General features: G+C 71.3%; 15 protein-coding genes and 1 pseudogene. 6 read left to right on the forward strand and 10 right to left on the reverse strand.

The window, feature by feature from the left end:
• Nucleotides 1-352 precede the first annotated feature (352 nt).
• Nucleotides 353-1,144 (forward strand): IS5 family transposase, encoded by a 792-nt coding sequence (locus AW27_RS22715; RefSeq protein ID WP_304949834.1) that lies wholly within the window; start codon nucleotides 353-355, stop codon nucleotides 1,142-1,144.
• Here AW27_RS22715 and AW27_RS22720 read toward each other — a convergent pair.
• The 7 genes and pseudogenes from AW27_RS22720 to AW27_RS22750 all read right to left on the reverse strand — a co-directional run bounded on the left by AW27_RS22720 (nucleotide 1,101) and on the right by AW27_RS22750 (nucleotide 9,737).
• On the reverse strand, nucleotides 1,101-1,649 hold the full coding sequence (locus AW27_RS22720) for a hypothetical protein (RefSeq protein WP_304949832.1): 549 nt from the start codon (nucleotides 1,647-1,649) through the stop codon (nucleotides 1,101-1,103). The two genes, AW27_RS22715 and AW27_RS22720, sit on opposite strands and share 44 nt — an antisense overlap.
• Before the next feature lie 1,196 nt (nucleotides 1,650-2,845).
• Nucleotides 2,846-3,658: a phosphotransferase gene (locus AW27_RS22725; protein ID WP_037923947.1), complete on the reverse strand. Its 813-nt coding sequence runs from the start codon at nucleotides 3,656-3,658 to the stop codon at nucleotides 2,846-2,848.
• Between the two features lie 85 nt (nucleotides 3,659-3,743).
• Nucleotides 3,744-4,205, reverse strand: coding sequence for a glycine-rich domain-containing protein (locus tag AW27_RS22730; RefSeq protein WP_037923948.1), 462 nt, complete (start codon nucleotides 4,203-4,205; stop codon nucleotides 3,744-3,746).
• Nucleotides 4,206-4,339: 134 nt separating this feature from the next.
• Nucleotides 4,340-4,531 carry a hypothetical protein gene (locus AW27_RS22735; RefSeq protein WP_037923949.1) on the reverse strand — a complete coding sequence of 64 codons (192 nt, stop codon included), beginning with the start codon at nucleotides 4,529-4,531 and terminating at the stop codon, nucleotides 4,340-4,342.
• Complete coding sequence (locus AW27_RS22740) at nucleotides 4,528-4,827, reverse strand: hypothetical protein (RefSeq protein ID WP_236647700.1); 300 nt, start codon at nucleotides 4,825-4,827, stop codon at nucleotides 4,528-4,530. Before AW27_RS22740 ends, AW27_RS22735 begins: the two co-directional genes overlap by 4 nt.
• Before the next feature lie 196 nt (nucleotides 4,828-5,023).
• Nucleotides 5,024-6,253: pseudogene (locus AW27_RS22745) on the reverse strand (helix-turn-helix domain-containing protein).
• Between the two features lie 649 nt (nucleotides 6,254-6,902).
• A complete protein-coding gene (locus AW27_RS22750; protein ID WP_236647702.1) occupies nucleotides 6,903-9,737 on the reverse strand; it encodes an FG-GAP repeat domain-containing protein in 2,835 nt (944 codons plus the stop codon).
• Between the two features lies 1 nt (nucleotide 9,738).
• Between AW27_RS22750 and AW27_RS22755 the strand changes: the two genes are divergently transcribed.
• From AW27_RS22755 to AW27_RS22765, 3 genes are all read left to right on the forward strand, one after another.
• Nucleotides 9,739-10,071, forward strand: a complete 333-nt coding sequence (locus AW27_RS22755; RefSeq protein WP_236647704.1) for a hypothetical protein — start codon at nucleotides 9,739-9,741, stop codon at nucleotides 10,069-10,071.
• Nucleotides 10,072-10,367: 296 nt separating this feature from the next.
• A complete protein-coding gene (locus AW27_RS22760; protein WP_052030885.1) occupies nucleotides 10,368-16,685 on the forward strand; it encodes an RHS repeat domain-containing protein in 6,318 nt (2,105 codons plus the stop codon).
• A gap of 87 nt (nucleotides 16,686-16,772) precedes the next feature.
• Nucleotides 16,773-17,342 carry a hypothetical protein gene (locus AW27_RS22765; RefSeq protein WP_037923952.1) on the forward strand — a complete coding sequence of 190 codons (570 nt, stop codon included), beginning with the start codon at nucleotides 16,773-16,775 and terminating at the stop codon, nucleotides 17,340-17,342.
• A 184-nt stretch (nucleotides 17,343-17,526) separates the two neighbouring features.
• Here the strand turns inward: AW27_RS22765 and AW27_RS22770 are convergent, their stop codons facing one another.
• Nucleotides 17,527-18,684: a carboxylate-amine ligase gene (locus AW27_RS22770; RefSeq protein WP_078556681.1), complete on the reverse strand. Its 1,158-nt coding sequence runs from the start codon at nucleotides 18,682-18,684 to the stop codon at nucleotides 17,527-17,529.
• 215 nt (nucleotides 18,685-18,899) lie between these two features.
• Here AW27_RS22770 and AW27_RS22775 point away from each other — a divergent pair, with 215 nt between their 5' ends.
• On the forward strand, nucleotides 18,900-20,162 hold the full coding sequence (locus tag AW27_RS22775) for an MFS transporter (protein WP_037923954.1): 1,263 nt from the start codon (nucleotides 18,900-18,902) through the stop codon (nucleotides 20,160-20,162).
• Here AW27_RS22775 and AW27_RS22780 read toward each other — a convergent pair.
• Both AW27_RS22780 and AW27_RS22785 read right to left on the reverse strand, forming a co-directional pair.
• A complete protein-coding gene (locus AW27_RS22780) occupies nucleotides 20,159-21,556 on the reverse strand; it encodes a carboxyl transferase domain-containing protein (protein WP_052030887.1) in 1,398 nt (465 codons plus the stop codon). The two genes, AW27_RS22775 and AW27_RS22780, sit on opposite strands and share 4 nt — an antisense overlap.
• Before the next feature lie 155 nt (nucleotides 21,557-21,711).
• Nucleotides 21,712-22,374 carry a LysE family transporter gene (locus AW27_RS22785; protein ID WP_052030889.1) on the reverse strand — a complete coding sequence of 221 codons (663 nt, stop codon included), beginning with the start codon at nucleotides 22,372-22,374 and terminating at the stop codon, nucleotides 21,712-21,714.
• Nucleotides 22,375-22,444: 70 nt separating this feature from the next.
• Between AW27_RS22785 and AW27_RS22790 the strand changes: the two genes are divergently transcribed.
• Entirely contained in the window at nucleotides 22,445-22,885 is a 441-nt protein-coding gene (locus AW27_RS22790) for an Lrp/AsnC family transcriptional regulator (protein WP_037923956.1), read from the forward strand.
• Nucleotides 22,886-22,928: the final 43 nt, after the last annotated feature.

Consider the following 22,928-nt stretch of genomic DNA (forward strand, 5'->3'; position numbering starts at 1 on the left):
TCGCCCTGGCCATCGGTGCCGCCGCTCCATGACCTCCAACACCACGTCTACCGACAGCAGGATCGTTCGGTGGCCGTCCGTTCTCAGTAGCTGTTGTCGTTCCGATCTTGAGGGGTGGGCGTCGAACGGGAGTCTCGATCGGGTGATCGCGGCTGGCCGCGGGCATGAAGGCAGGGCCTCTTGGTAGCTCGGGGTTGCGAAGCCAACCGAGATCCAGGAGACCCTGTTGCCGCAGTTGTACGTGCTCACGCCGGTGAAGTCCAACTCGGCTGCACCGTCGTGTGATTGTGTCGCTCACAGGTTCGGGAATGCGGCCGATCATCCGGAGCGTGTTCGGCGGTATCCCTCGGACATGACGGACGCGGAGTGGGCCGTGGTCCGGCCACTGTTGCCGGTGCCGGGCTGGATGCGCGGCCGCGGCGGGCAGCCGGAGGCGTACTGCCACCGGGCGATACTGGACGCGATCCGCTATCTCGTGGACAACGGGATCAAGTGGCGGGCGATGCCCGGCGACTTCCCGCCGTGGGACCGGGTCTATGCATTCTTCCGCCGCTGGCGCGACCACGTGCTGGTCCAGGAGTTTCATGACCGGCTGCGTGGCCGGGTCCGCCAGGAGGCGGGTCGGGATGCGGAGCCGACGGCCGGCGTGATCGACTCGCAGTCGGTCAAGGCGGACGCCGTGGTCGGCGCCGACAGCCGCGGGTTCGACGGCGGGAAGCTGATCAACGGGCGCAAGCGGCATGTCGTGGTCGACACCCTCGGCCTGCTGCTGGGCGTGATGGTCACGAGCGCGGACATCGGCGACCGCGCCGCCGCGAAGGTGCTGCTTGAGCGGGCGGCCGATGCCCACCACCGGCTGGAACTCGTCTGGGCCGACGGCGGCTACACCGGCAGCCTCGTCGAGCACTGCCTGGCCACGCTCGCCCTGGTCCTGGCGATCGTCAAGCGCAGCGACGACAGGCGCGGCTTCGTGGTGCTGCCCAAGCGGTGGATCGTCGAGCGGCTCTTCGCCCACCTGATGCGAAGCCGCCGCCTGGTCCGCGACTTCGAACGCCGCACCACCAGCGCCGAGGCGATGATCTACTGGTCGATGACCATGGTCATGACCCGCCGCCTGACCCGCTCACGTTCCGCGCGAGCGTGAACCGGCCCGGCGCAGGCTCGGCCAGCCAGCCCCGCGCGGCCAGGCGTTTCGCCTTCGACCGCAGGGCCTCCACCTTGGCCGGCACCGTCTCCATGCCGAAGGCGGAGGCCATCTCCTGGCAGGTCAGCGGGCCCTGACCGAGACGGACCCGGTCCGCGAGCGCGGCCAGGATGCGCTGATAGTCCGCCGACAATGCCGTCACGGCCAGCCCCTCGCGCCACACCGGAACCTGCGACTTCGCCTTCGCCGCCACCGGCACGGACGCCTGCACCCCGGCATCCGTCCCGGCACCGCCCGGTCGTTCGGCGGCCACCGCGTCGGCCGGACACCCGCCCGGCGCGGACAGCACGGCACCCACACGCTCACGGGCGATCGTCCACTCCAGCCACTCCTGCTCGGCCGCCGCGAGCTCGGCCTGGATCCGGTCGGCTTCCTCGCGCAGCCCGTCCACGCGACGACGGGCGGCAAGCTCGTGCTGTTCCAGCAGTCCGACAACCGACGGCATCCGCGACCTCCACGAGAGCGACGAAAACAACGATCCATCACTCCCACACGGACGCCACCACTACCCCTGACCAGCGAAAACGCCGTCATCAAACTCGGAAAGACAACAGCCTCTCAGGCGCCTGAGCCTCAGCTCGCCTGCATGGGGAGGTGTAGGCGAGGGGCGGAGGCGGAAGGCTATGTGCTACAGAACGTAACTGGCGACTGTTGTCGAAGAGGGGGCATGGGGATGGGAACTCAGACAGCAACATTGCTGTGATCCGGGGCGACAGCGTGGGGAGCAAGTCCTGGAAGGGGCTGGTGTGGCGAACGCCTAACGGCCCCCGATCGAGCGGGATCGAGGGGGGACGCAGCCGGACGGAGTCGGATGGATATGTCCGGTCTTTCGGCATCGTCGCAGGTGAGACGCGTCACTGAAATGGGTTCGAGTCCCACCCGCCCCACCGCAAGCCGCAGGTGCAGAAACGATCGCACCTGCGGCTTCGGCGTTTCTGGGTCTGCCGTGCCATCAGGCGAGCCGAGCTCTGGCCTTTGGCCGGGAACCGCCTCGCACCCGGCCCACCGGGCAGGCGTCCCCACAGGGCTGTGGTGACCGTCACGGTGGCGTGCCCGAGGAGCCCTGGCGCGGCCCGCATGCCACCCCTGGCGGCGAGCACCAGCAACGCCCACCCGTGCCGCAGCCGCAGCCGTCCGGGCTTCCCGTCGGGCGGGTGCGCGTCGTCCTCGAGCGGGACGGCGTCGATCAGTCCACCGAAGAGCTTGGAGACGTGATCCGGGCGCAGGGCGTCGCCGTCCTCATGGGCGAACACGAGCCCGTGGTCCCGGTACGCCGACTTCCACTTGCGGCGCTCCTCCCCCCTGCCGCAGCTTGTGACCCAGGAGCGCACCGACGGTCAGCTCGTCGAGATCGACGATCCGATCCTCACCGCTCGCCGTCTTGGGCCGGTAGAACATCAGAGCGACGTGTCCCTCTTCGCCTTGCGGGCACGCCACGTCGCCCGGTGGGTGATCGTCGTGTGGCAGCAGATCGTGCAGGTGTCCGCGCTCAAGAAGCGGGACATGGGCCGGCCCCGGCTGGACCGGAGCGGAACCGGCCGCAGCGCTGCCATCGGTTCGCGAACAGGTGGGGCTCAGGGCCGGTGGCATCCATACGGCCAAGAGAGGAACCGCGTAGGGCGATCGCACTGGGATTCGGTGCTAAGCGCTGTGCACGTCCTGACGGCTGCGATGCATGGTCCAGGCTCGGGCGGCAGCGATCAGGGGGGCACGGTGCGGCGCCGGGTCGCTGGCAGCGCGGCTCTCCCAGACACCGCACAGCGTGGCTGCGAAGGTGGTGACGGCCGAGGGCTCGGCGGTGCTGTAGGCGGGCACCGCTTGGGCGAGGGCTTCGGCCTGCTCCGCGGTGTGGCCGGCGTGAATGAACCGCGGGATGGCGAACGCTGCGTCAGCCCACGCCGGGCCGGGGCAGGCAAGAGCCCAGTCCAGTACGCGGATGCCGTCTCCGGTGACAAGCATGTTCAGCGGTGACACGTCGGAGTGGACGAGAGCCCGGCCTTCGAGATCGGGGGAGCGGTCGGCAGGGAAGAACCCGGACCAGCGGAGGTGCAGGGGCTTCTTGCGGACCTGCTCGGGCCACGGTGCCTCGGACATGGTGGTGAGCGCGTCGAGGAAGGGGCCGAGGTCGGGTGAGCCGGGGCTGAGGTCTGGGTGGGGACCGACGAGGTACTCGTACCCGGTGAGCAGCCAGCCGCCGACGTCGACCTGCCAGAGCACGCGGGGGGCGAGCGGTGCGACGCGGGTCACGCGTGCTTCGTAGTCGTACATCCACGCTGTGGGCTCGTCGCTCCGGGTGCCCTTGACGAAGACGGGCCCGGTGGCGGTGTGGAGGGTGCAGGCGAGGCGGGCCATGACGCCGGTCTCTGCGGTCTCGGCGTGCTCGACGGGGCCGGTGTAAGTCTCGACGGCGCTACGGGCCTCGGGCGGGAGTTCAAGCCATGCGGTGCGGTCCACCCGCGTACTCCTCGTGCAGAACGGAAGCCGGTCCCCGGCTCGGCCACAGAGTGGCACAAGCCGAGGACCGGCCGCAGGCGGTACGTCAGGCGTACTTGGGGCTGTTGTGGCAGTTGGCGTGGCACTGCGAGCAGTCGGCGAGGTCCAGCTCGGGCCAGAACTCCATGTCGATCACGAACCCGGCCTCGACGATCGCGTCGACAGTCCGGGCGCGCAGGGCCTTGCCGCCGCCGTGCTCCTCCTTGTCGAGGAACCCGGGCTGGTGGTGGACGAACGTGCCGATCGTGCCCGAGCAGAAGTCCTGGTACGCCTGCGTGTGCAGCAGGAAGGCGTGCCAGAAATCGTCGACGAGCGGGGACGGGCTGAGTGGGGTGTCGCTGTGCGCGCCGGCCGCGAGGAAGGCGAGCATCTGTCCGACGCCGCGGTCGGCCTTGTCGTCGGTCAGCTCGGGGAACTTGGCCTGCATGGTGGACACGAGCGTCGCGCGCAGCTTGGCGCCGATGAGATTCCGCGCGTCGGTCGCGGGACGTTCCTGGACTACGGTCACGGTCCTTGCCTCCTTGGTCAGTGGTGCATGGGACGTGCTGTGAAGCGCCTCGGCCGGCGCGACTGGGGACGGTGCCAGCCGAGGCGTGCCCCGCTCGCCCGGGATCTGTCGGGTCATCCGGGAGAACAGGGAGATCAGCGCGCCGGGAATCCGGCGTCGGGGACGGTCATGGCCGACAGCGCGTCGCGGTGGCCGAGCTCAGCGGTGGTCGTGGTGGCGAGCGTGGCCAATCCGGCGGCAGTGCCGAGCGCCCATATCCAGCTCAGGAAGCGGCCCACCGGATCGCCGCCTGCGATCCCGCTCGGCGCAGCCTGGCGCGCGGTCATGCGGCGTTCCCCTGCGCCTGTTCGCGCTGGGAGATGAGCCGCGCGAACTGGATTGCGTACAACTCGACCTGGTCCGGGGTGAGGACGAGCAGGGACTCGGCCGTACCGCCGTCGTCGTAGTGGACCAGGACCGGCAGCGCGCTCTGCTGGGCCCGGTGGTCGTACACGGCGTCGCGCCGCATCGGGGTCACGTACGTGGTCTGCGCCGGGACGGGGCGCAGGGTGGTTCCGTCAGCGGGCGCCGACCACTCGTCGCCGCCGCCCGGCGGACGCAGGTGGTACGTGCTGGCGCCCACTCTGGGCAGCGTCACGATGACGCCGATTCGCCCATCCTTGGCGGTGTCGCGGGCGAGGTCGCCGAGTCGTGGGCAGAACGGCCCGGCCGTCCCTAACTTGCCTCCCTGTGAAGGGAGATGGGGTGTTGGTCGTCCTGTCATGCCCCAGAAGTTAGGGGCGCGTCAGGGGCCCAATATGAATCGGAGGAATACCGCCTCATCCGTCCAGGTGGAAGCGGTCTGACATGCGGCGCAGCTTCTCGCGGGTGGCGATCCGCTCGGCGTAGACGATGCTTCGGAGGGTTGACCGGGCGATCGGATGGTTCCTTACGAGCTGTGGGGCGATCCGCTCCGCGGTCTCCAGCTCGGTGAGCGCGCGGTCGCGGTTGCCATCCCACAGCCACGCGCGGGCGAGGTCCATGTGGTGGTGACCCTGGCGGGAGTTGGGAAGGGCCGCGACAAGCTCGGGGGCCGTGCGGCGGTTTATGGCGAGAGCCTTGGTCTGCTCGCCGGTCTCCAGGGCGACGCTGATCGCGTGGATCTGCACGTTGCCGGGGGAGAAGGTGACCGAGTGGCGGTCGTAGATCGGCGGGTTGTGGTGGCCTGCCATTCGGCGGGCAGCGGCTCGGGCGTGGTTGATCCGCTCGTCGGCCTCGGCCGGTCGGCCGGCACGGGCCGCGGCGACGGCGGCGCGCAGGTGGAGCGTGCCCCACATCCGTAGGGCGAGCGGCTCGCCGAGCTCATACTCGCGCTGCACGCTGGCGATGGCCTTGTCGGACAGGGTGAGCGAGTCGTCCCAATCGGCCGTCGCCCACATGTCCCAGACACGCATCCAGTCGGCGAGCGCGGGCATGACGGGGTCGGCCGAGAGGCGCGCCGCCCATGCAGCGCGCTCCGCGGCCATCGCGACGAGTTCGGGGTGCCCCAAGGCGTGCGCGGCGGTGTGGGCGAACTTGCACGCGACGGCATAGATCGCGAATGCCTCCTCGCGTTCGTGACCGGTCGCGGCCTCGGCCAGGGCGCGGGCCTCGCGCAGGAGGTCGGGCAGGGTGGCGAGGATCGCCGTGTTGGCCGCGGCGTCCCGCAGGCGGTGCAGGCGGGTCATGTCCCGCTACAGCTCGCCGGACGCGCGGGGGGCGCCGTCGAAGATCGGCGCGAGGTCGTAGCGGCGCAGCTCGTGCAGGATGGCTGCTGCCGAGACCTGCCACTGATTCTCGGCGGGGCTGCTCGCGTACGGCCGGCCGATCAGGTTGTTGGGATGCACGTGCAACTCGGCGGCGACGAGGTTCAGCAGCCCGACCCGGTCGAGCTCGATCAGGCCGCGTTCCATCTTGGACACCCAGCCCTGCGTCTTCCCCAGAGCGGCAGCGAGGTCGGCCTGTGGCATCCCAAGTCGCAGCCGTGCCCGCCGTACGCGACGGCCGATCTCCTCGGCTTCCTCCAACATCAATGCACCCCCAAGGTGGTGGTGGGCCGCAGACGCGAGGCAGGAGCCGGGCGTCACGGCTCATTCGTTCGGGCTCATCTCCCAGAACCGTACCGATGCGTGCGGCCGAGTGGGGAGCGAGCGAGATGCGCGCGAGCACATCCATGAGAATGCCCGGCGTGGACTACTTCACTGAGACAGGCTGGATGGCCTTCTTTTCCGGCACTGAAACCGCGGTGGGCCGGCAGCGTGGTGTCGAGGCGTGGCACCCGACCACCGGCGCTGCTCTCATCGTGGACCCAGAACGAGGTGCGCTCAGGCCCGTAACGGACTTCGAGGGCTTCTCTCATCTGGAGCGCGTCCACCGGATAGCGGGAGTGGTTCCCGGTGGTGGGTGGCGGGCGCACTGGGAGGGCGAAGCTGGTGCTCCGCTCACTCAGCCGGTGTTGGCGTGGGTCATCAGCTCGCAGGGCGGCGCGCGACGCCGGTGACCGTGGAGCCGAACGGAGACACCGACTCCTCTGGGACCGCGGACCGACTACTTGCCCCGGGGCAAGAACTTCGCTGACGGGGAGGCGCCCGGCCGCCCTCCGATCCGCCCTGAGGGGGGCGGGGGACCGGGCCCCCGCCCCCCTCGGCGGCGTCGTGTCGCGTGTGCGGCCGGTGTCGGTCAGCTCAGCGCGGAGAAGTTCTGCCAGCCGCCGGTGCCGACCTCGGTCCCGGTGCCCTTGATGTCGCTGTAGAAGTACAGCTTGGCATCGCCGCCGGAGGACCAGATGTCGGTCTTGCCGTCGCCGTTGCCGTCCGGCAGCGCAGTGATCAGCGGGCGGTGCGAGACCGTCCAGCCGGTGCCGATGACGATCGCGGCCGGACCGCTGCCGAGGCCGCCGCCGGCGGCGTCGGTGCCCGTGTAGAGGCGCAGGTCACCGTTGATGCGGCTGCGGGCGAGCATGTCGACCCGGCCGTCGCCGGTGCGGTCGCCGGGGGCGGCGATGTCGTAGTTCGACCAGGAGCCGTTGCCCACCAGGACCGGCTCGGCGTACTCGTCGAGGTAGCCGGAGGCATGGCCGAAGTAGAGCCACAGGTGGTCGCCCTCCTTGACCAGCAGGTCGGGGTAGGACGGCAGGTCCCATTCGCCGATGGTGCCGTCGCCGTCGAGGTCGGTGGGACCGTCGACGTCGCCGATCGCCAGGATCTGGTCGGCGTTCTTGAAGTGGTTGTTGGGCTCCTCGTACACCTGGAGGTCCCGGCGCTCGTCCGCGCAGTCCCCGCCCTCGGCGGTCTCACCGAACGCGGTGCAGGCGTGCCCGTAGCCGTTGTTCGGGAAGACCTGGATCTGGCGGGAGCCCTTCGGCCCGGTGGCGGCGACCAGGTCCTCGTAGCCGTCACCGGTCCAGTCGCCGCGGTGCGTGATGGACGCGCCGGCGAGGTTGGTGACGCCCGCCTCCTGGTACCGGCCGACGGTGCCGTTGCCGTTGCCCGCGTACATCCACAGCTCACCCGTGGTGCGCAGGGCGTACATGTCCGATGTGCCGTCGCCGTTGAGGTCGCCCGGCTTGTCCTTCAGCGCGGGGCTGTTGGCGTAGAAGAGGTAGGTCTGGATGGCCGTGCGGTTGCCGCCCTTGCTCAGCGAGCGGGCGTAGACCCGCAGCGGACCGGCGACGGGGGGCGTCAGCTTCACGTCGACGGGGGCGTCCACGGCGGCCGGCGTGGCGGTCCGGACGGTGGGGGACCACTCGGTCCAGTACTCGTACGAGGCGACACCGGTGGCCAGGCCGCGGGAGAGGGTGAAGACACCCTCGGAGCGCGCGGTGCCGGTCTGGGTCGGCCAGCCGTCGTCACCGTCGGGGAACTGCTGGGAGCTGATGCCGGGCGGGTGGTTGGGTACGTTCTGGTCGACGTGGAAGCGGCACGTGCCGCTCCACGCGGAGCTGGCCCTGCCGTCCTCGGCCCGGACCTGCCAGGAGTGCTGCTTGCCGTCGACGAAGGAGCCCTTGGGCACCGTGACCCGGGCGATGTTGCCGGAGGTCACGGCCTGGGTCTTCTCGTAGAGCACCTTGCTGGTGCCGGTCTCCCAGACCTTGAAGCGGGCGGTCACCGTCCCGCCGTCGCCGTCCGTGACCTTCGCCGAGAGCTGGACGTCGGTGTTGCCGACGGTGGTGCCGGGCGAGGCGGTGCAGGCGGTGGCGGGGCTGGTGGCCAGGCCGGACGGAGTGGACGGGGTGGTGTTGTAGGTGGTGGAGAACACGGCCGACTTCGCGTCGAACTTCTTCCAGCCGTAGGTGTCCGACTCCGAGGCGCGCAGGCCGAGGGTGGCGGTCGGCCACTTGTTCGCGGCGGCGAGATCGGCGACCGATTTGGTCTTGAACTCCAGGTTGCCGGCCGGGCAGCCGGAGCCCCAGCCCTTGGCCTCGGTCAGGGTCTGGACCCTGGCCACCCACGACGGCTGCTTGGCCCAGGTGGTGGCGGAGGAGATCGGGTTGATCCGCCACAGCTCCACGGGCTTCTTGGTGCAGGACCAGGAGTGGGTGTTCTTGATGCGGAAGACCGAGTCGATGATCTGCTTGCCGTGCAGCTTCTTGGTGTCCATGGTGAACATGGACCGCCAGGTGCCGCCGGTGTCGGACTCGTAGCCCACCCGGGCCACGCCGGAGGAGTGGTTCCAGTACGAGGTGGTGCTGTACTTCTTGGCGACCGAGGTCCAGTTGAGCCGGGCGCCGCTGACCGTCGGGTCGATGTAGACCGGGTACACGGTGTCCTTGGACGTGAGGACGGACGCGTCCGGCTTCAGCGCCATTTCGCCGCCCTTGACCGCGATCGGCATGCGCTTCTCGACGGCGCCGTGCCGGGGTTCGAACACGTCCTCGGCCGGGGTGGCCGGCAGGCCGCCGAGTTCGCGGGCGGCGGTGGCGGCGTCGGGCGCGGCCGTCGGGGCGTCCGGTGCAGCCACGAGTGAGCGAGGGGCGCCCTTCAGGAAGCGTGGCGACGCGGCCGGCGCGGCCGGTGCCGCCTCACCGGTGGGGATGCCCGCCGAGTCCCACATGGTCGGGGTGGGGGCGGTGAACACCTCCTGGCCGGCCGGGTTGAGCGCCTTGAGGTTGCCCGCCTCGTCGGTGGAGAGGGCGACGCCCGAGGCGGCCACGCCGAACGTGACGGTCTTCAGGGCGGGGTTCTTCGCAGCCTCGGCGTTCTTGACGACGAGCAGCTGCTGGAAGCCCCCGACGGAAGCCCGCATCTTGAGGTCGACTCCGGGCAGGACCTCGGGATAGGTGGCGGTGTCGCCCTCCACGACCGGTGCGGGGAGCTTGCCCGGCCAGTCAACGGTCATCGACCGGCCGTCACGGGTGATGGTCGCCAGCGGGGCGTCGCCACCAGCGGAGAACTCCAGCCCTACCGCGGCAGCCCTGGGCCTGACCGTGCCGTTGCCGGTGGGCTGGAGCGTCGCATCGGCCGGTACCAGCTTGCCGCCCTGGCGCACCCGGACCGGGGCGACGGCGGATTCCATCGTGAAAGTGCCGTTCGGGTTCGCGAACACGGTGTCGTATTCGGTCCGTTGGGACACCACTTCGACGGGCTTGCCCGAGTCGGCCGCCCGCTGGGCCGCAGTGGTCTCCTCAGGCGTGCCGGCGGTGCTCCCGGAGGCCGGTGAGGTGCTGCCGGAAGGGGTGGAAGCGGAAGCCGGGGCGGCTGCCAGAAAAGGCATGCTCAGAGCGGTGATTACCGCCGAGGCGGTGGCTATTCGGAACTTTCCTCGGGATCTCGTCGGTGGTTTCGGATGTGGCATGGCGTGCTCCCCCGCATTCTTCATGGGACGTCAGATCGGCAAAGCGAAGGTATAGCACGGATAAATCCGGCCAGGGGACGGGGTCTTCGCGCTGTCGTCTGCGAGGAGGGCGAAGTGCCTCGGAACAGCGCATTCGGTTCTCGGGCGTGGTCCCCGGACGAGGGTGCCGCGATGGCGGAAGGTTCGGCGCAGGTAATGGACTTGCATAATGCGTGGCCGATAGTGGATCGTTCGACTCAAGGGGGAAGTGTGCGCTTCAGACATGCGCCAAGCATTCCCGCCGACGGTGACCCGTCGGCGGAGCACATATCAAAAACCAGGTCAGGCAGGCGCCGTGGGCTCGCCAGATCGGTGACCGTCATCACCTCCACGGCGCTGCTCGCGGGCCTCGTCTCGGCAGAGGCGCTGGCGCTGACCCCGCTGTCCCTGCCCGCGCTGCAGCAGACCAAGCCGGTACCCGTCACAGAAGTGAAGTCCGGCAAGGACACGGTGGCTTCATCCACCTTTAACCCCCAGGACGCCGACTGGCCGTCCGCGGGGTCCGAACGGCTCAAGCTCGCCGGCCACGGAGCCGCCGCACGGGCCAAGCCGGGCGGACTGCCGGTGGAGTTGGCGCCCAAGGCCGCCGCCGGGGCCAGGCCGGCGTCAGGCGACGTTCGGGTACGCGTGCTCGACCGGGCGCAGACCGAGAAGGCCGGCGTGGACGGAGTGGTCCTCGCGGTCGAGGGCGCGCGCGGGGCCGCCGACGTCAAGGTGGACTACTCCGCCTTCCAGAACGCCTACGGCGGCGGCTGGGCCTCCCGGCTCACCCTCGCCGAACTGCCCGGTTGCGCGCTCACCACACCGGACCGCGCCGAATGCAAGCCCAAGCCCCTCGGCAACGTCCGCAACCGGCCCGAGGACGGCACGGTCACCGCGGAGGCCACCTTCGGCACGGCCACGGCGACCCCGGGGACGGACCCGGCCGGGCCTACGGCCGGAGACGGCGGGCGGGCCGCCACGGGCGCCGGTCCGGCGACGGGCACGGCTTCCTTCGCCTCCTACGCCGCCGCCCCCGCGGCCGCGTCCGCCGGCTCCTCGACCCTGCTGGCGGTCGGCTCCACCCCCGCCGGATCCGAGGGCGACTTCACGGCCACCCCGCTCGCACCCTCCGCGAGCTGGGAGTCCGGTGGCCCTTCCGGCGCCTTCACCTGGTCGTACGACCTCCAGACCCCCACGGTTCCCGGCGGTCTCGGCCCGAAGCTCGCGCTGAGCTACAACTCCTCCTCGCTGGACGGCCGTACGGCCGCCACCAACAACCAGGCCAACAACATCGGTGACGGCTGGGGCCTGGAGCCCGGCTTCGTCGAACGCCGCTACCGGCCGTGCAACAACGACATGACCGGCGGCAACAACAAGGCCAAGACCGGTGACCTCTGCTGGGGCAGCGACAACGCCGTACTCTCCCTGGGCGGCAAGACCAGCGAACTCGTCAAGGACGACAAGACCGGCGTCTGGAAGCTGGCCGGCGACGACGGCACGAAGGTCGAACGCCTCACCGACACCGGACGCGGCAACGGCGACGACAACGGCGAGTACTGGCGCGTCACCGACACCAGCGGCGTGCAGTACTACTTCGGCTACCACCGGCTGCCCGGCTGGTCCTCCGGCAAGGCGGTGACGGATTCCACCTGGACCGTCCCCGTCTACGGCAACCAGTCCGCGGAGCCCTGCCACAAGAGCGCCTTCGCCGACTCCTGGTGCCAGCAGGGCTGGCGCTGGAACCTGGACTACGTCGTCAGCCCGCACGGGGACGCGATGGCGTACTACTGGGGCAAGGAGACCAACCACTACGGGCGCAACGTCAACACGTCCACCGGAGCCTCCACCGCCACCCCCTACATCCGCGGCGGCCACCTCAAGCGCATCGAGTACGGCCTGCGCGCCGGCAACCTCTACACCGGCACCCCGGCAGCGAAGATCACCTTCAAGGAGGCCGAGCGCTGCCTGCCCGGCTCCTCGTTCGACTGCGCCGAGTCCAAGTTCACCAAGGACAACGCCAAGCACTGGCCCGACGTGCCGTTCGACCAGTACTGCGCACCGGGCACCGAGTGCAAGAGCCGCTACAGCCCGTCCTTCTGGTCCCGCAAGCGGATCACGGACATCACCACCGAGGTCCGGGTGGGCACCGGCTACCAGAAGGTCGACTCCTGGAAGCTGACGCACCAGTTCCCGTCGACCGGTGACGGCTCCAGCCCCGCCCTGTGGCTGGCCTCGGTCACCCGCACCGGCCACACCGGGGGCACGCCCGTCTCGCTCCCTCCGGTGACCTTCATGGGAACCCAGCTCCAGAACCGGGTGGACGCCACCGGCGACGGCATTCCGCCGCTGATCCGCTACCGGGTGAACGCCGTCAACACCGAGTCCGGCGGCACCATCGCGGTCACCTACTCGGCGCCCGAGTGCACCCCCGGATCGCTGCCCTCGGAATCCTCCAACACCAAGCGCTGCTATCCGGTGTTCTGGTCCTCGCCCGACTCGCCGGCCGCTGAGTACAAGCCGGTGAAGGACTGGTTCCACACCTACGTCGTCACCCAGGTGCGGGAAGAGGACCGGTGGGGCGGCGCGCCGCCCAAGCAGACCAACTACACCTACCTCGGCGGCGCGGCCTGGGCGAAGGCCGAGACCGAGTTCGCCAAGCCGGAGCACCTCACGTACGCGGACTTCCGCGGCTACGGTCACGTGCGCACCACGGTCGGCAGCGGTACCGACGGCCCCAGGCTGCACACCGAGAACCGCTACTTCCGCGGCATCGCGGGCGCCGACGTCGCCGACTCCGAGGGCAACAAGGTCACCGACCAGGCGGTGTTCTCCGGTATGACCCGCGAGGAGGGCACCTTCCTCGACGGCAAGCTGATCGAGGCCGGCACCTTCACCCCCTGGCAGTCCGCCGTGACGGCCAGCCGGGCCCGGCCGGGGCTGCCCGCCCTGACCGCGCGGAGGTCCGCCGCCGAGCAGACGGAGACCACCCGCACCCAGGTCGGCGGAGGCTGGCGCCGCACCAAGGTGGAGCGCGCCTACGACGCGCACGGCATGCTCGCGACCGAGTCCGACCACGGCGACACCGGCAAGAGCGGTGACGAGAGCTGCACGGCCACCACGTACGCCCGCAACACCGGGGCGAACCTGCTGGCGACCACCGCGTCGGTGAAGAAGACGGCCGCGCTCTGCGGCTCCGCCCTCACGCTGCCGCGTGACCTGATCTCCGAGAGGCGCACCTACTTCGACGGCTCCACCACCCTGGGCGCCGCCCCCACCAAGGGCGACGTGACCCGCGTGGACGAGCAGGACGCGGCCGGCACCGGCTTCGTCACCGTCGAGACCAACAAGACCGACCAGCACGGCCGGACCGTCGAGACGGTGAACGGGGCGGGCGAGAAGACCACCACGACCTTCACCCCCGCCACCCAGTACGTGCCCACCAAGACGGTCACCGCGAACGCGCTGGGCCACTCCTCCAGCGTCGAGTCGGACCCGGGCCGCGGCGAGGAGACCGCCAAGACCGATGTCAACGGACGGCGCACCGACGCCGAACGGGACGGCCTGGGCCGGGTCGTCAAGGCGTGGGAGCCCGGCTGGACCAAGTCCGAGCACCCCAAGGAACCGAGCAGGGAGTACACGTACGCGGTCTCCCGTACGGCGCCCACCGTGGTGACCACGAAGACCCTGCGTCACACCGGTGACTACCGGAGCGAGTACACCTTCTACGACGGTCTGCTGCGTGAGCGCGAGACGCAGGTGCCCTCCGGCACCGGCATCGGCCGGATCATCTCCGAGAAGAAGTACGACTCCCGCGGCCTGGAGTGGAAGACCTACAACGGCTACTACGCCACGGGTGACCCGTCCCCGACCCTGGTGACCGGCGACGACACCAAGGTGGCGGACCTGGTCCGCACGGAGTACGACGGGGCCGGCCGCCCCACCGTGCAGATCGCGGAGAAGAACACCGTCGAGCAGCGGCGCACCTCGACGCGCTATGACGGTGACCGGACGACGATCATCCCGCCCAAGGGGGAGACCGCGACCACCACGGTCAAGGACGTCGACGACCGCACGGTCGAGCTGATCCAGTACACCGACGACGCCCGTACCACCTGGCAGTCCACGAAGTACACCTACACCCCGGCCGGCCTGAAGGAGACCGCGACCGATCCGGTCGGCTCCGTCTGGCGCTACCACTACGACCACCGGGGGCGCGTCACACGGACCGAGGACCCGGACAAGGGCCCGATCGAGACGGCCTACGACCAGGCCGACCGGCCGGTGTCGGCCAAGGACGCCAACGGCGTCACCATCACCACGGCCTATGACGCGCTGGGTCGCAAGACCGAGATCAAGCAGGGCGGCACCACGCTCTCCCGCTGGATCTACGACTCCGTGGCCAAGGGGCAGGTCGCCAAGTCCGTCCGCTACCTGGACGGACAGGAGTACGTCTTCGAGACCACCGGGCTCAACCAGCGCTACCAGCCCACCGGAACCAGGATCACCATTCCCGGCCGTGAGGGTGCGCTGGCCGGAACCTACGAGTGGACGTACGGCTACGGAGAGCGCACCGGGCAACTGGAGTGGACCCGCCACCCGGCCCTCGGCGGCCAGGCCGCCGAGCGGGTCAGCCACCGCTACTCCACCTCGCTGCCGTACGACCAGGTCGTCGGCACGAGCAGCCTGGCGGGCCCGCTGGTCAACAACGTGACGTACGACGCCTTCAAGCGTCCGCTGCGCACCGAGTTCGGCCAGGCCGGTCTGCGTGTGTGGGAGACCAAGGAGTACGACGAGCACACCGGCAACCTGACCCGTACGGTCACCGACCGTGAGACGGGCCCGGCGCGCATCGACGACACCACGTACGCCTATGACCTGGCGGGCAACATCACCCGCCTGGCCACGGCCTCGGGCCAGGACCAGCAGAAGTCGGTGGACACCCAGTGCTTCACCACCGACGCGCTGCGCCGGATCACCAACGCCTGGACGGCGACGGACGGCTGCGCCGCCAAGCCCAACGCCGACGGCACCGCCGGCGGCACCGCGCCGAAGGTCGGCGGTCCCGACGCCTACTGGCACTCCTTCACCTACGACCCGATCGGCAACCGCAAGACTGAGGTCCAGCACAAGGTCGCCGGTGACGTGGTGGCGACCAAGGACATCACCCGTACCTACGGCTACGGCGAGAACGGCGCCGGCAAGCGGGCCCTGACCTCCGTGACCAGCCAGGCCGAGGGAGAGGCCGACGCGAAGAAGGACACCTACGGCTACGACAAGACGGGCAACACCACCTCCCGCAAGGTCGGAGCGAGCGCCCAGGACCTGATCTGGGACGCCGAGGGGCGTCTGGCCAAGGTCGTCGAGGGAGGTCGCACCACCGAGTACGGCTACGACCCCGACGGCAACCGCGTCGTGGCCAAGGACGCGACCGGGACCACCCTCTACCTGCCGGCCGGCAACGAGCTGAAGCTCGACACGGCAGGCAAGATGACGGGCACCCGCCACTACGTCCAGGACGGCAAGACCGTCGCCACCAAGGTGAGCGGTCAGACCAGCGTCATGCTGGCCGACCACCACGGCACGGCCACCGTCGCCGTCCTCATGGGCATGGGCCAGGCGGTCACCCGCCGCAAGCAGCACGTCTTCGGCGGCCAGCGCGTCGCGCAGCCGTCCCACTGGCCGGGCAGCAAGGGCTTCGTGGGGGGTACGGCGGATGCCACCGGCCTGACGCACCTGGGCGCGCGCGAGTACGATCCGACGCTCGGCCGCTTCATCTCCGTGGACCCCGTCATGGACACCGGGGATCCGCAACAGATGCACGGCTACACCTACGGCAACAACAATCCGCTGGTGTACGCGGACCCCGACGGCAAGTTCTTCGGGAGCTTCATCCGCACGATCATCAACCTCGTGCGTCTGGTCGTCCGGGTCGTCATGGCTTGGCGGCGGACCGTGTTCAGCCGGTCCTCGTACTTCGGCGGCCGCAGTCCCGTCCTCGGCCCGTACCGGCCGGCGACCACCCCGAGGGTGTATGGCCCGTTCGTCTCCGACAACGCACGCGCCCAGGCGCAGGCGCGGGCGGACGCGGCGGCCCGCGAGGCCCAGCGCAAGGCGGACGAGCAGCGCGCCCGGGAGAACGACGTCAAGAAGAACACCAAGGACAACCGGTCCGGCTGGCAGAAGTTCTGGGACGGCACGAAGGAGACCTTCGGCACCTGGGACGGCTGGAAGAACCGGGTGCTTCCGGCGGCGGGCTTCGCGACGTGTGTGATCGCCTCGGCGGGCGTCTGCGGTGTCGCCGGCGTCGTGAGCGCGGGCGTGGTCCTGGTCGGTGACCGGGTCACGACCGGCGAGTGGGACTTCAAGACCGCCGGGAAGAGCCTGGCCTGGACCGCCGTCGGGACGGGTGCCGCCATCAAGTACGCTCAGTGGGGCGGCGCCACCCTCAAGCAGGCCACCTGGGGCAGCGCGATCTCCCGGACCTCCGTCGTCGTCAAACCGGCGACCACGACCAGCGGGGCGATCAGACAACCAGGACCGATCAACTGGGCTGTCACCCGCGGAAACTCGGTGAGCAACGCCAACTTCGCCCTGGGATTCTGTGGCGCCGGCCCTGCGAGTCCCGGATTGCTGGTGGGCTCCTGCTGAACCGAAGGACACCATGACATCCCGCCGAGGGGGCCGCTCCCCGGCCCCCTCGGCGGGCTCCACCGCACACGAAGGACGGGAAGCCGAATGGAATACGGCCGTGTGACGGGCGGACGGGTACTCCGCCGCCGCTCCTTCCGGGTGCTCGCCCTGCTCGTCCTTGCGCTGTTCTGCGGTGGGTCCGTGCTGGGGCTCTACGACGGGCTGTGGAAGGACGAACGGGACGGCTGGTTCGCGGCGGCGCTGCTGCTGGCCGCCGGATCGTTCGCCTACCGCATCACCCGCTCCCGGGTCCATGCCGGTGAGAGCTCTCTCACCGTGGTCAACCCGCTCTTCAGCTATGAGGTGCCCTACGGCTCGATCCACAGGATCGAGGTCAGCGGGTCCGGGAGCCTGACCGTGCTCCCGAAGGAGCGGGTCGTGGACACCGAGGGCGAGGGGTACCTCGTGGTCGGGTTCGCGGGCTCTCTGCTGGACCGGTTCTTCAAGACTTCCGACAAGGCGGCCGCCGAGCTCAAGAAGTACCGCAGCCGGGGACGACGCGCCCCCGGGGCGGACGGCCCGGTGCACCGCAAGGTGGTTGCCGACGTCGTCGCGGACGCCATGCTGCTGACGGCGGCTGTCTGCGCAGTGTGTGCCCTGGTCTTCGGCCGGTAGCCGGAGCAGCAGCGGTTGCTGCGGTCGACCGGGCGCGGACCCGGTGGGCCGGTTCCCGGACCCACGCCTCCGATCGGCCCTGACCGGCATCCCGCCGGTCAGGGCCGATCGCTGCTCGTGGCCCGATCTGAACGGACCGACCTGTTCCGTCGGGGCGGGACCGCGGGCCGGGGCCGGGGACCGGCTAGAAGTCCTCCGTTTCGTCCACGAGGTGGCGCAGTACGTCCGTCAGGTCCTGGCGGCGGGCGTAGGCGGCGCGCTGGCGGTGGGCGCCCGAGCCGTCGCGCAGGAGGCCGGCCAGGGTCTTGGCGGCGTGGTCGAGGTCGCCGGCGGCCGCCAGTTCCGGGGCGACCAGGTCCAGCAGGGCCTCCGCCAGGTCGGCCGCCGGGAGTTCCGTTCCCGTGTACGGGTCGAGGCCGAAGCCCTCCAGGCCGTCGTGGGCCGCGCGCCATCGCGCGAGGCGCAGTACGTCGTCCCGTGCCGCCGGCTCGGGCCGCCGCTCGGCCGTCTCGCGCAGCGCCGTGGAGACCAGGGCGCGGGCCAGTTCGGCCTGGAGGACGGCCGTGTCGACGGACGGGGACATGTCCGGCGCGCGGAACTCCAGCGTCGGCCAGTGTCCGGACGGCCGGAGGTCCCAGTAGACCATCTTGGTGTCCAGGGCCGCCCCCGAGCCGAGCAGGGTCTGGACGGAGCGCCGGAAGTGGGCCGTGGACGTGAAGTGCGGAGGCGGGCCCGCCGAGGGCCAGCCGGACCAGGCCATCGCCCGCCAGCTGGAGTGACCGGTGTCACGTCCGCCCCAGAACGGCGAGTTGGCGGCCAGCGCGATCATCGTGGGCAGCCACGGTCTGATCCGGTTGGACACGGCCACCGCCGTGTCCACGTCGAGCGTGCCGATGTGGATGTGGCGGCCGCAGCTGACCAGGGTGTCGGTGAGCGCGCCGAAGCGGCGGTGCTGCTCGCGCTGGCGCGGCTCGTCGTCCGTCAGGTGCAACGGCCCCTCCACCGCGACCACCGGTGAGGGCGCGGCCAGGAGCCGGCAGCCGTGGGCGCGGGCCGCCCGCCCGAGGGTGCGCCGCAGCGCGACGAGTTCGGCGCGCAGCGAGGCGGCCGAGTCGGCGACCGGGGTGGATATCTCCACCTGGTAGCGGGTGCCTTCGGGGTGCATCTCGCCCGGCAGCCCGGCAGCCGTCGCCAGGACCAGCGGGGCGGCGGGGACCACCCGGAGGGTGCGGGCGTCGACGAGCAGGAACTCCTCCTCGACGCCTACGGTGAGGGGCACGGTGGGGCGCACCGTGTTCTGCGTCGTGCCGGTGCTCGTGGTGCTGTTGCCAGGTTCGATCACTACGCCTCCCTGGACATACGAGTCGTTTCATCATGAGCTGAACGAGAGGTGAGGAGCGCACGCCGATTCAGTCAAATGTGCGGTGATAGTGGCGAGTTAGCGGCAACCGTCCGCCTGCTCCGGAAGCACGGGGCAGGGTGGGACGGCTGGTGCCGATGGGTGGAAGGGCCGGAAAACCCCGCGGACCGCAAGGGGGCCGCTGGTTATCATCCGATGTGACTCGTACGACCGTTCGGACCGCTCCGAGGCGGCGCATATTCGCCGACCTCACCCCGCTGCGCACCTCGGCCGACTACCAGAGGTTGTGGATCGGCGGGACCATCTCCTGGGTCGGCCAGGCCATGACCACCCTGGCGATCTCCCTCCAGGTCTACGACATCACCGGCTCCAGCTTCTCGGTCGGGCTGGTCGGCCTCTTCTCGCTCGTCCCGCTCGTCGTCTTCGGCCTGTACGGCGGCGCCATCGCCGACACCGTCGACCGGCGCAAGCTCGGCCTGTACAGCTCCCTCGGCGCGGCCCTCCTGTCCGTCACGCTCGCCGCGGCCGCGCTGCTCGGCTTCCACCGGGTCTGGTTCCTGTACGCCGTCGTCGCGCTCCAGGCAGTCTGCGGGGCGCTCACCGGACCTGCGCGGTCCGCCATGGTCCCCAGGCTGCTGCCGACCGAGCAGCTGCCCGCCGCCAACGCCCTCAACTCCGTGACCATGACCTTCGGGACGATGGTCGGTCCCGCGCTGGGCGGATTCGTCGTCGCGGCCGGGGGGTACGAGTGGGCGTACCTGATCGACGCCGTGACCTTCACCGCCGCGCTCTACGCGATGTGGCGGCTGCCGTCGATGAAGCCGGACCGGGCCGCAGACGCGCGGGGGAGGGCTTCGGTCGTCGACGGGCTGCGTTTCCTCGGCACCCGGCCCAACATCCGGATGACCTTCTTCACCGACCTGGCCGCCATGGTGCTGGCTCAGCCGAAGGCACTGTTCCCCGCCGTCGCCGTGCTCTGGTACGGCGACGACGCGAAGACGGTCGGCCTGATGGTGGCCGCGATCGCCGCCGGGGCGCTGCTGGGCGGGCTGTTCTCCGGCTGGCAGGCCCGCGTCCGGCGGCACGGGCTGGCGATCTTGCTGGCGGTCGCGGCCTGGGGGCTGGCCATCGCGGTGTTCGGGCTCACGCGGAACCTCTGGCTGGGGCTGTTCTTCCTGGCCGTGGCCGGGTACGCGGACACCGTCTCGATGGTGTTCCGTACCACCATGCTCCAGGCCGCCACGCCGGACGACATGCGCGGGCGGCTCCAGGGCGTCTTCATCGTGGTCGTTGCGGGCGGCCCCCGGCTCGGGGACTTCCTCGCCGGGACCGCCGCCGACCTGACCTCGCCCGCCGTCGCCTTCACGGGCGGCGGGCTCGCCTGTGTCCTGGTGGTGGGCCTGCTCGCACTGCGCTGGCGGAACTTCGCCCGCTACGACGCCCGCGCGCCCCGGGCCTAATGCGGTGACCTGGCCGGCCCTGATCCGCCGGACAGGCCCCGGCCGTCCGCCGGTCGCGCCGGGCCGACGATGCCGCGGGCCACGCCCAGGGCCACCAGGTCCTGGGGGCGGATGCGGAGCTGGTCCGCCGTGGCCGCGGCGGCCGAGGTCGGGCGTTTGAGGATGGCCGCGGCCAGCTCCGGGGCGATGACGGAGAAGTAGCTGTCCGGGGTGACCCAGGTATTTCCCGGCGCGGCCAGGGCGAGGGCGCCGCCCGAGCCGCCCTCGCCGATCAGGAGGGTGGTGACCGGGACGGTGGCCGCCGCCAGCGCCGCGAAGGTGTCGGCGATGGCCGCTCCGGCGCCCGCCTGCTCGGCGGCGGCGTCGTTGGCCGCGCCCGGGGTGTCCACCAGGGTGAGCACGGGGATGCCGAGCCGGTCCGCGAGGCGGACCACGCGGGCTGCCGTGCGGTATCCCGCCGGGCGGGTGGCCGTGCCGCACTGGGCGGCGTAGGCGACGGCCCGGCCCTCCCGCAGTCCGAACCCGCACAGCATCCCCGGGTCCGTACCGCCGGCCCGGTCGCCCGAGAGGTGCAGGCGGAGCTCGAAGTACGCGTCCAGATACGCCTCGGCGCGCGGCCGGTCGGGGTCGCGGGCCAGCCGCACCGCGTCCCAGCCGGTGTCCGGCGGGCGTACACCGGCCAGCGCTGACGGGGGCTTGACGGGCCCGTCCGGGCGGGGCGCGGCCAGCACGCGGAGCCAGTCGGCGAGGGTGCCCGCCAGGTGGGCGGCGGGGACCACGGCGTCCACGTGACCGGCGGCGTACTGCCCTTCGGCGCAGTACGCCGCCGGGTCCGCGTCCGCCGGGCGGACCCGGGACCCGGCGAAGCCGACCTGGGCACCGGGCAGTGCGAGGACCACGTCGGCACCGGCCCCGAGGGTGGCCCAGCCGCCGCCGGTGGTCGGATCGCGCAGGACGGCGAGCTGGGGGAGCCCGGCGGCGCGGGTCAGGACGCTCTGGCGGGCCACGCGCTGCAGCTGGGTCAGGGCGAGCATGCCCTCCTGCATCCGGGAGCCGCCCGTGGCGATGAGTGAGACCAGAGGGAGGCGGTGCGTGCGGGCGTGTGCGTACGCGGCTTCGAGCCGGTCTCCCGTGCGCTGCCCGAGGGAGCCGCCGAGGAACCCGAACTCGAAGGAGATCAGGACGGCTTCGCGGCCGCCGAGGCGGGCGGTGCCGGTGACGACGGACTCCTGCTCACCCGTGCGCTCGGTGGCGCGGGCGCGGGCTGAGCCGTAGCCGGCCCAGGCCAGCGGGCCGTCGGCGGGGGACTCCCCTCGGGGGGCGGGCAGTTCGGTGAAGCTGCCGGCGTCGGACACGGAGGCGATGGCCGCGCGGGCCGAGAGGCGGGTCGTCACACGGTCACCCTAGGTCCTGTCGCCGAGGCGGCGCCGGGTCGTGTCCGCCGGGTCCACGGCCCGCACCGCACGACTCGGGGGCGTTTCGGTCCGGGACGTGCCCGGCCGTCCCGATCGTCCCGACCGTGCGGTCCGGCAGCCGGGACCGACGGCCGTCAGGGCAGCGGCAGGGCGATCCCCACCGCGTAGGCGGCGACCAGGCCGTAGCCCAGGCGGAAGGTCCACACGCGGGCGGTGGCGGAGATGCGGGCGCCCGCGAGGGAGCCGAGGGCCACGAGGGCCTGCTGCCAGAGGAGGGAGGCCGCCCCGACGCCGAGGAGGAAGGCGGCCCCGGCCGGGCCGCTGCTCAGGCGCGCCCCCTGGGCGGTGGTCAGGGCGGCGAAGTACAGGGCGGTGGTGGGGTTGATCGCCGTGAGGGCGACGTAGCGGGCGAAGGCCCCGGCCGGCCGCAGGGCGGTGGCGGTCCGCGCGGCACCCGCGGCGCCGGTGTCCGGTGTCGGGCCCGGCCCGGGCGGAGCCGCGGCGCCGGTACGGGCCCTGGAGAGGCCGTGGGCCGCGATGGCCAGCAGGATCGCCGCCGAGGCCAGCCGGACCCATGCCTCGACGGGGGAGATGTGGGAGGCCACCCGGGGGCCGACGGCGGTGGCGAGGGCCGCGTAGCCGAGGTCGACCACGGCGACGCCCGCGGCCGCGGCCACCGCCGTCCGGCGGTGCCGCATCGCCTCCTGGAGCAGCAGCACGCTCATCGCACCCATCGGCATCGCCACGCCCAGGCCGGCGGCGGCGCCCGCCAGCGCCGGGGTCATCAGTTCGCTCATGCGGTCGAGGGTCGGCCCTCACCTCCGCGGTGTGAGCACGAATACCGGGCTCGACTGCGACAATCGCGGTATGGACCGCCTCGACAGGGAAATCCTCGGGATCCTGCAGCAGGACGCGCGGATCTCGTACCGGGACCTCGGGGTCCGCGTCGGCCTCAGCGCCAACGCCACCGCCGACCGGGTGCGGCGGATGCGCCGGGACGGCGTGATCCGCGGGTTCACCGTCGTGGTGGACCCGTCCGCCGACACCGCCGGCGGTCTCGTCGTCTTCATCGACGTCACCCTGCGCCAGGACACCACCAACGAGGAGTTCGAGCGGCGGGTCGGCACGCTCTCCGGGATCACCGAGGCGGTCCACGTGACCGGCGCGCACGACTACCTCCTGCGGGCGCGAGCCGCCGATCCCGCCGCCCTCGACGCCCTGCTGCGCCGCCTGAAGCGGGACGCGGGGGTGGCCCAGTCCAACACCCGCATCGCCCTGCGCACTGCCGACCGCGCCGGACGGCCCTGACGACACCGAAGGCCCTGACGACGCCAAAGGCCCTGACGACACC

Source organism: Streptomyces sp. PCS3-D2, from assembly GCF_000612545.2.
Taxonomy (GTDB): domain Bacteria; phylum Actinomycetota; class Actinomycetes; order Streptomycetales; family Streptomycetaceae; genus Streptomyces.

Coding starts and splice junctions, on each gene's coding strand:
- AW27_RS22715 (WP_304949834.1), top strand. CDS start 353: ATGACGGACGCGGAGTGGGCCGTGGTCCGGCCACTGTTGCCGGTGCCG.
- AW27_RS22720 (WP_304949832.1), bottom strand. CDS start 1,649: ATGCCGTCGGTTGTCGGACTGCTGGAACAGCACGAGCTTGCCGCCCGT.
- AW27_RS22735 (WP_037923949.1), bottom strand. CDS start 4,531: ATGACCGCGCGCCAGGCTGCGCCGAGCGGGATCGCAGGCGGCGATCCG.
- AW27_RS22750 (WP_236647702.1), bottom strand. CDS start 9,737: ATGGAATCCGCCGTCGCCCCGGTCCGGGTGCGCCAGGGCGGCAAGCTG.
- AW27_RS22765 (WP_037923952.1), top strand. CDS start 16,773: ATGGAATACGGCCGTGTGACGGGCGGACGGGTACTCCGCCGCCGCTCC.
- AW27_RS22785 (WP_052030889.1), bottom strand. CDS start 22,374: ATGAGCGAACTGATGACCCCGGCGCTGGCGGGCGCCGCCGCCGGCCTG.
- AW27_RS22790 (WP_037923956.1), top strand. CDS start 22,445: ATGGACCGCCTCGACAGGGAAATCCTCGGGATCCTGCAGCAGGACGCG.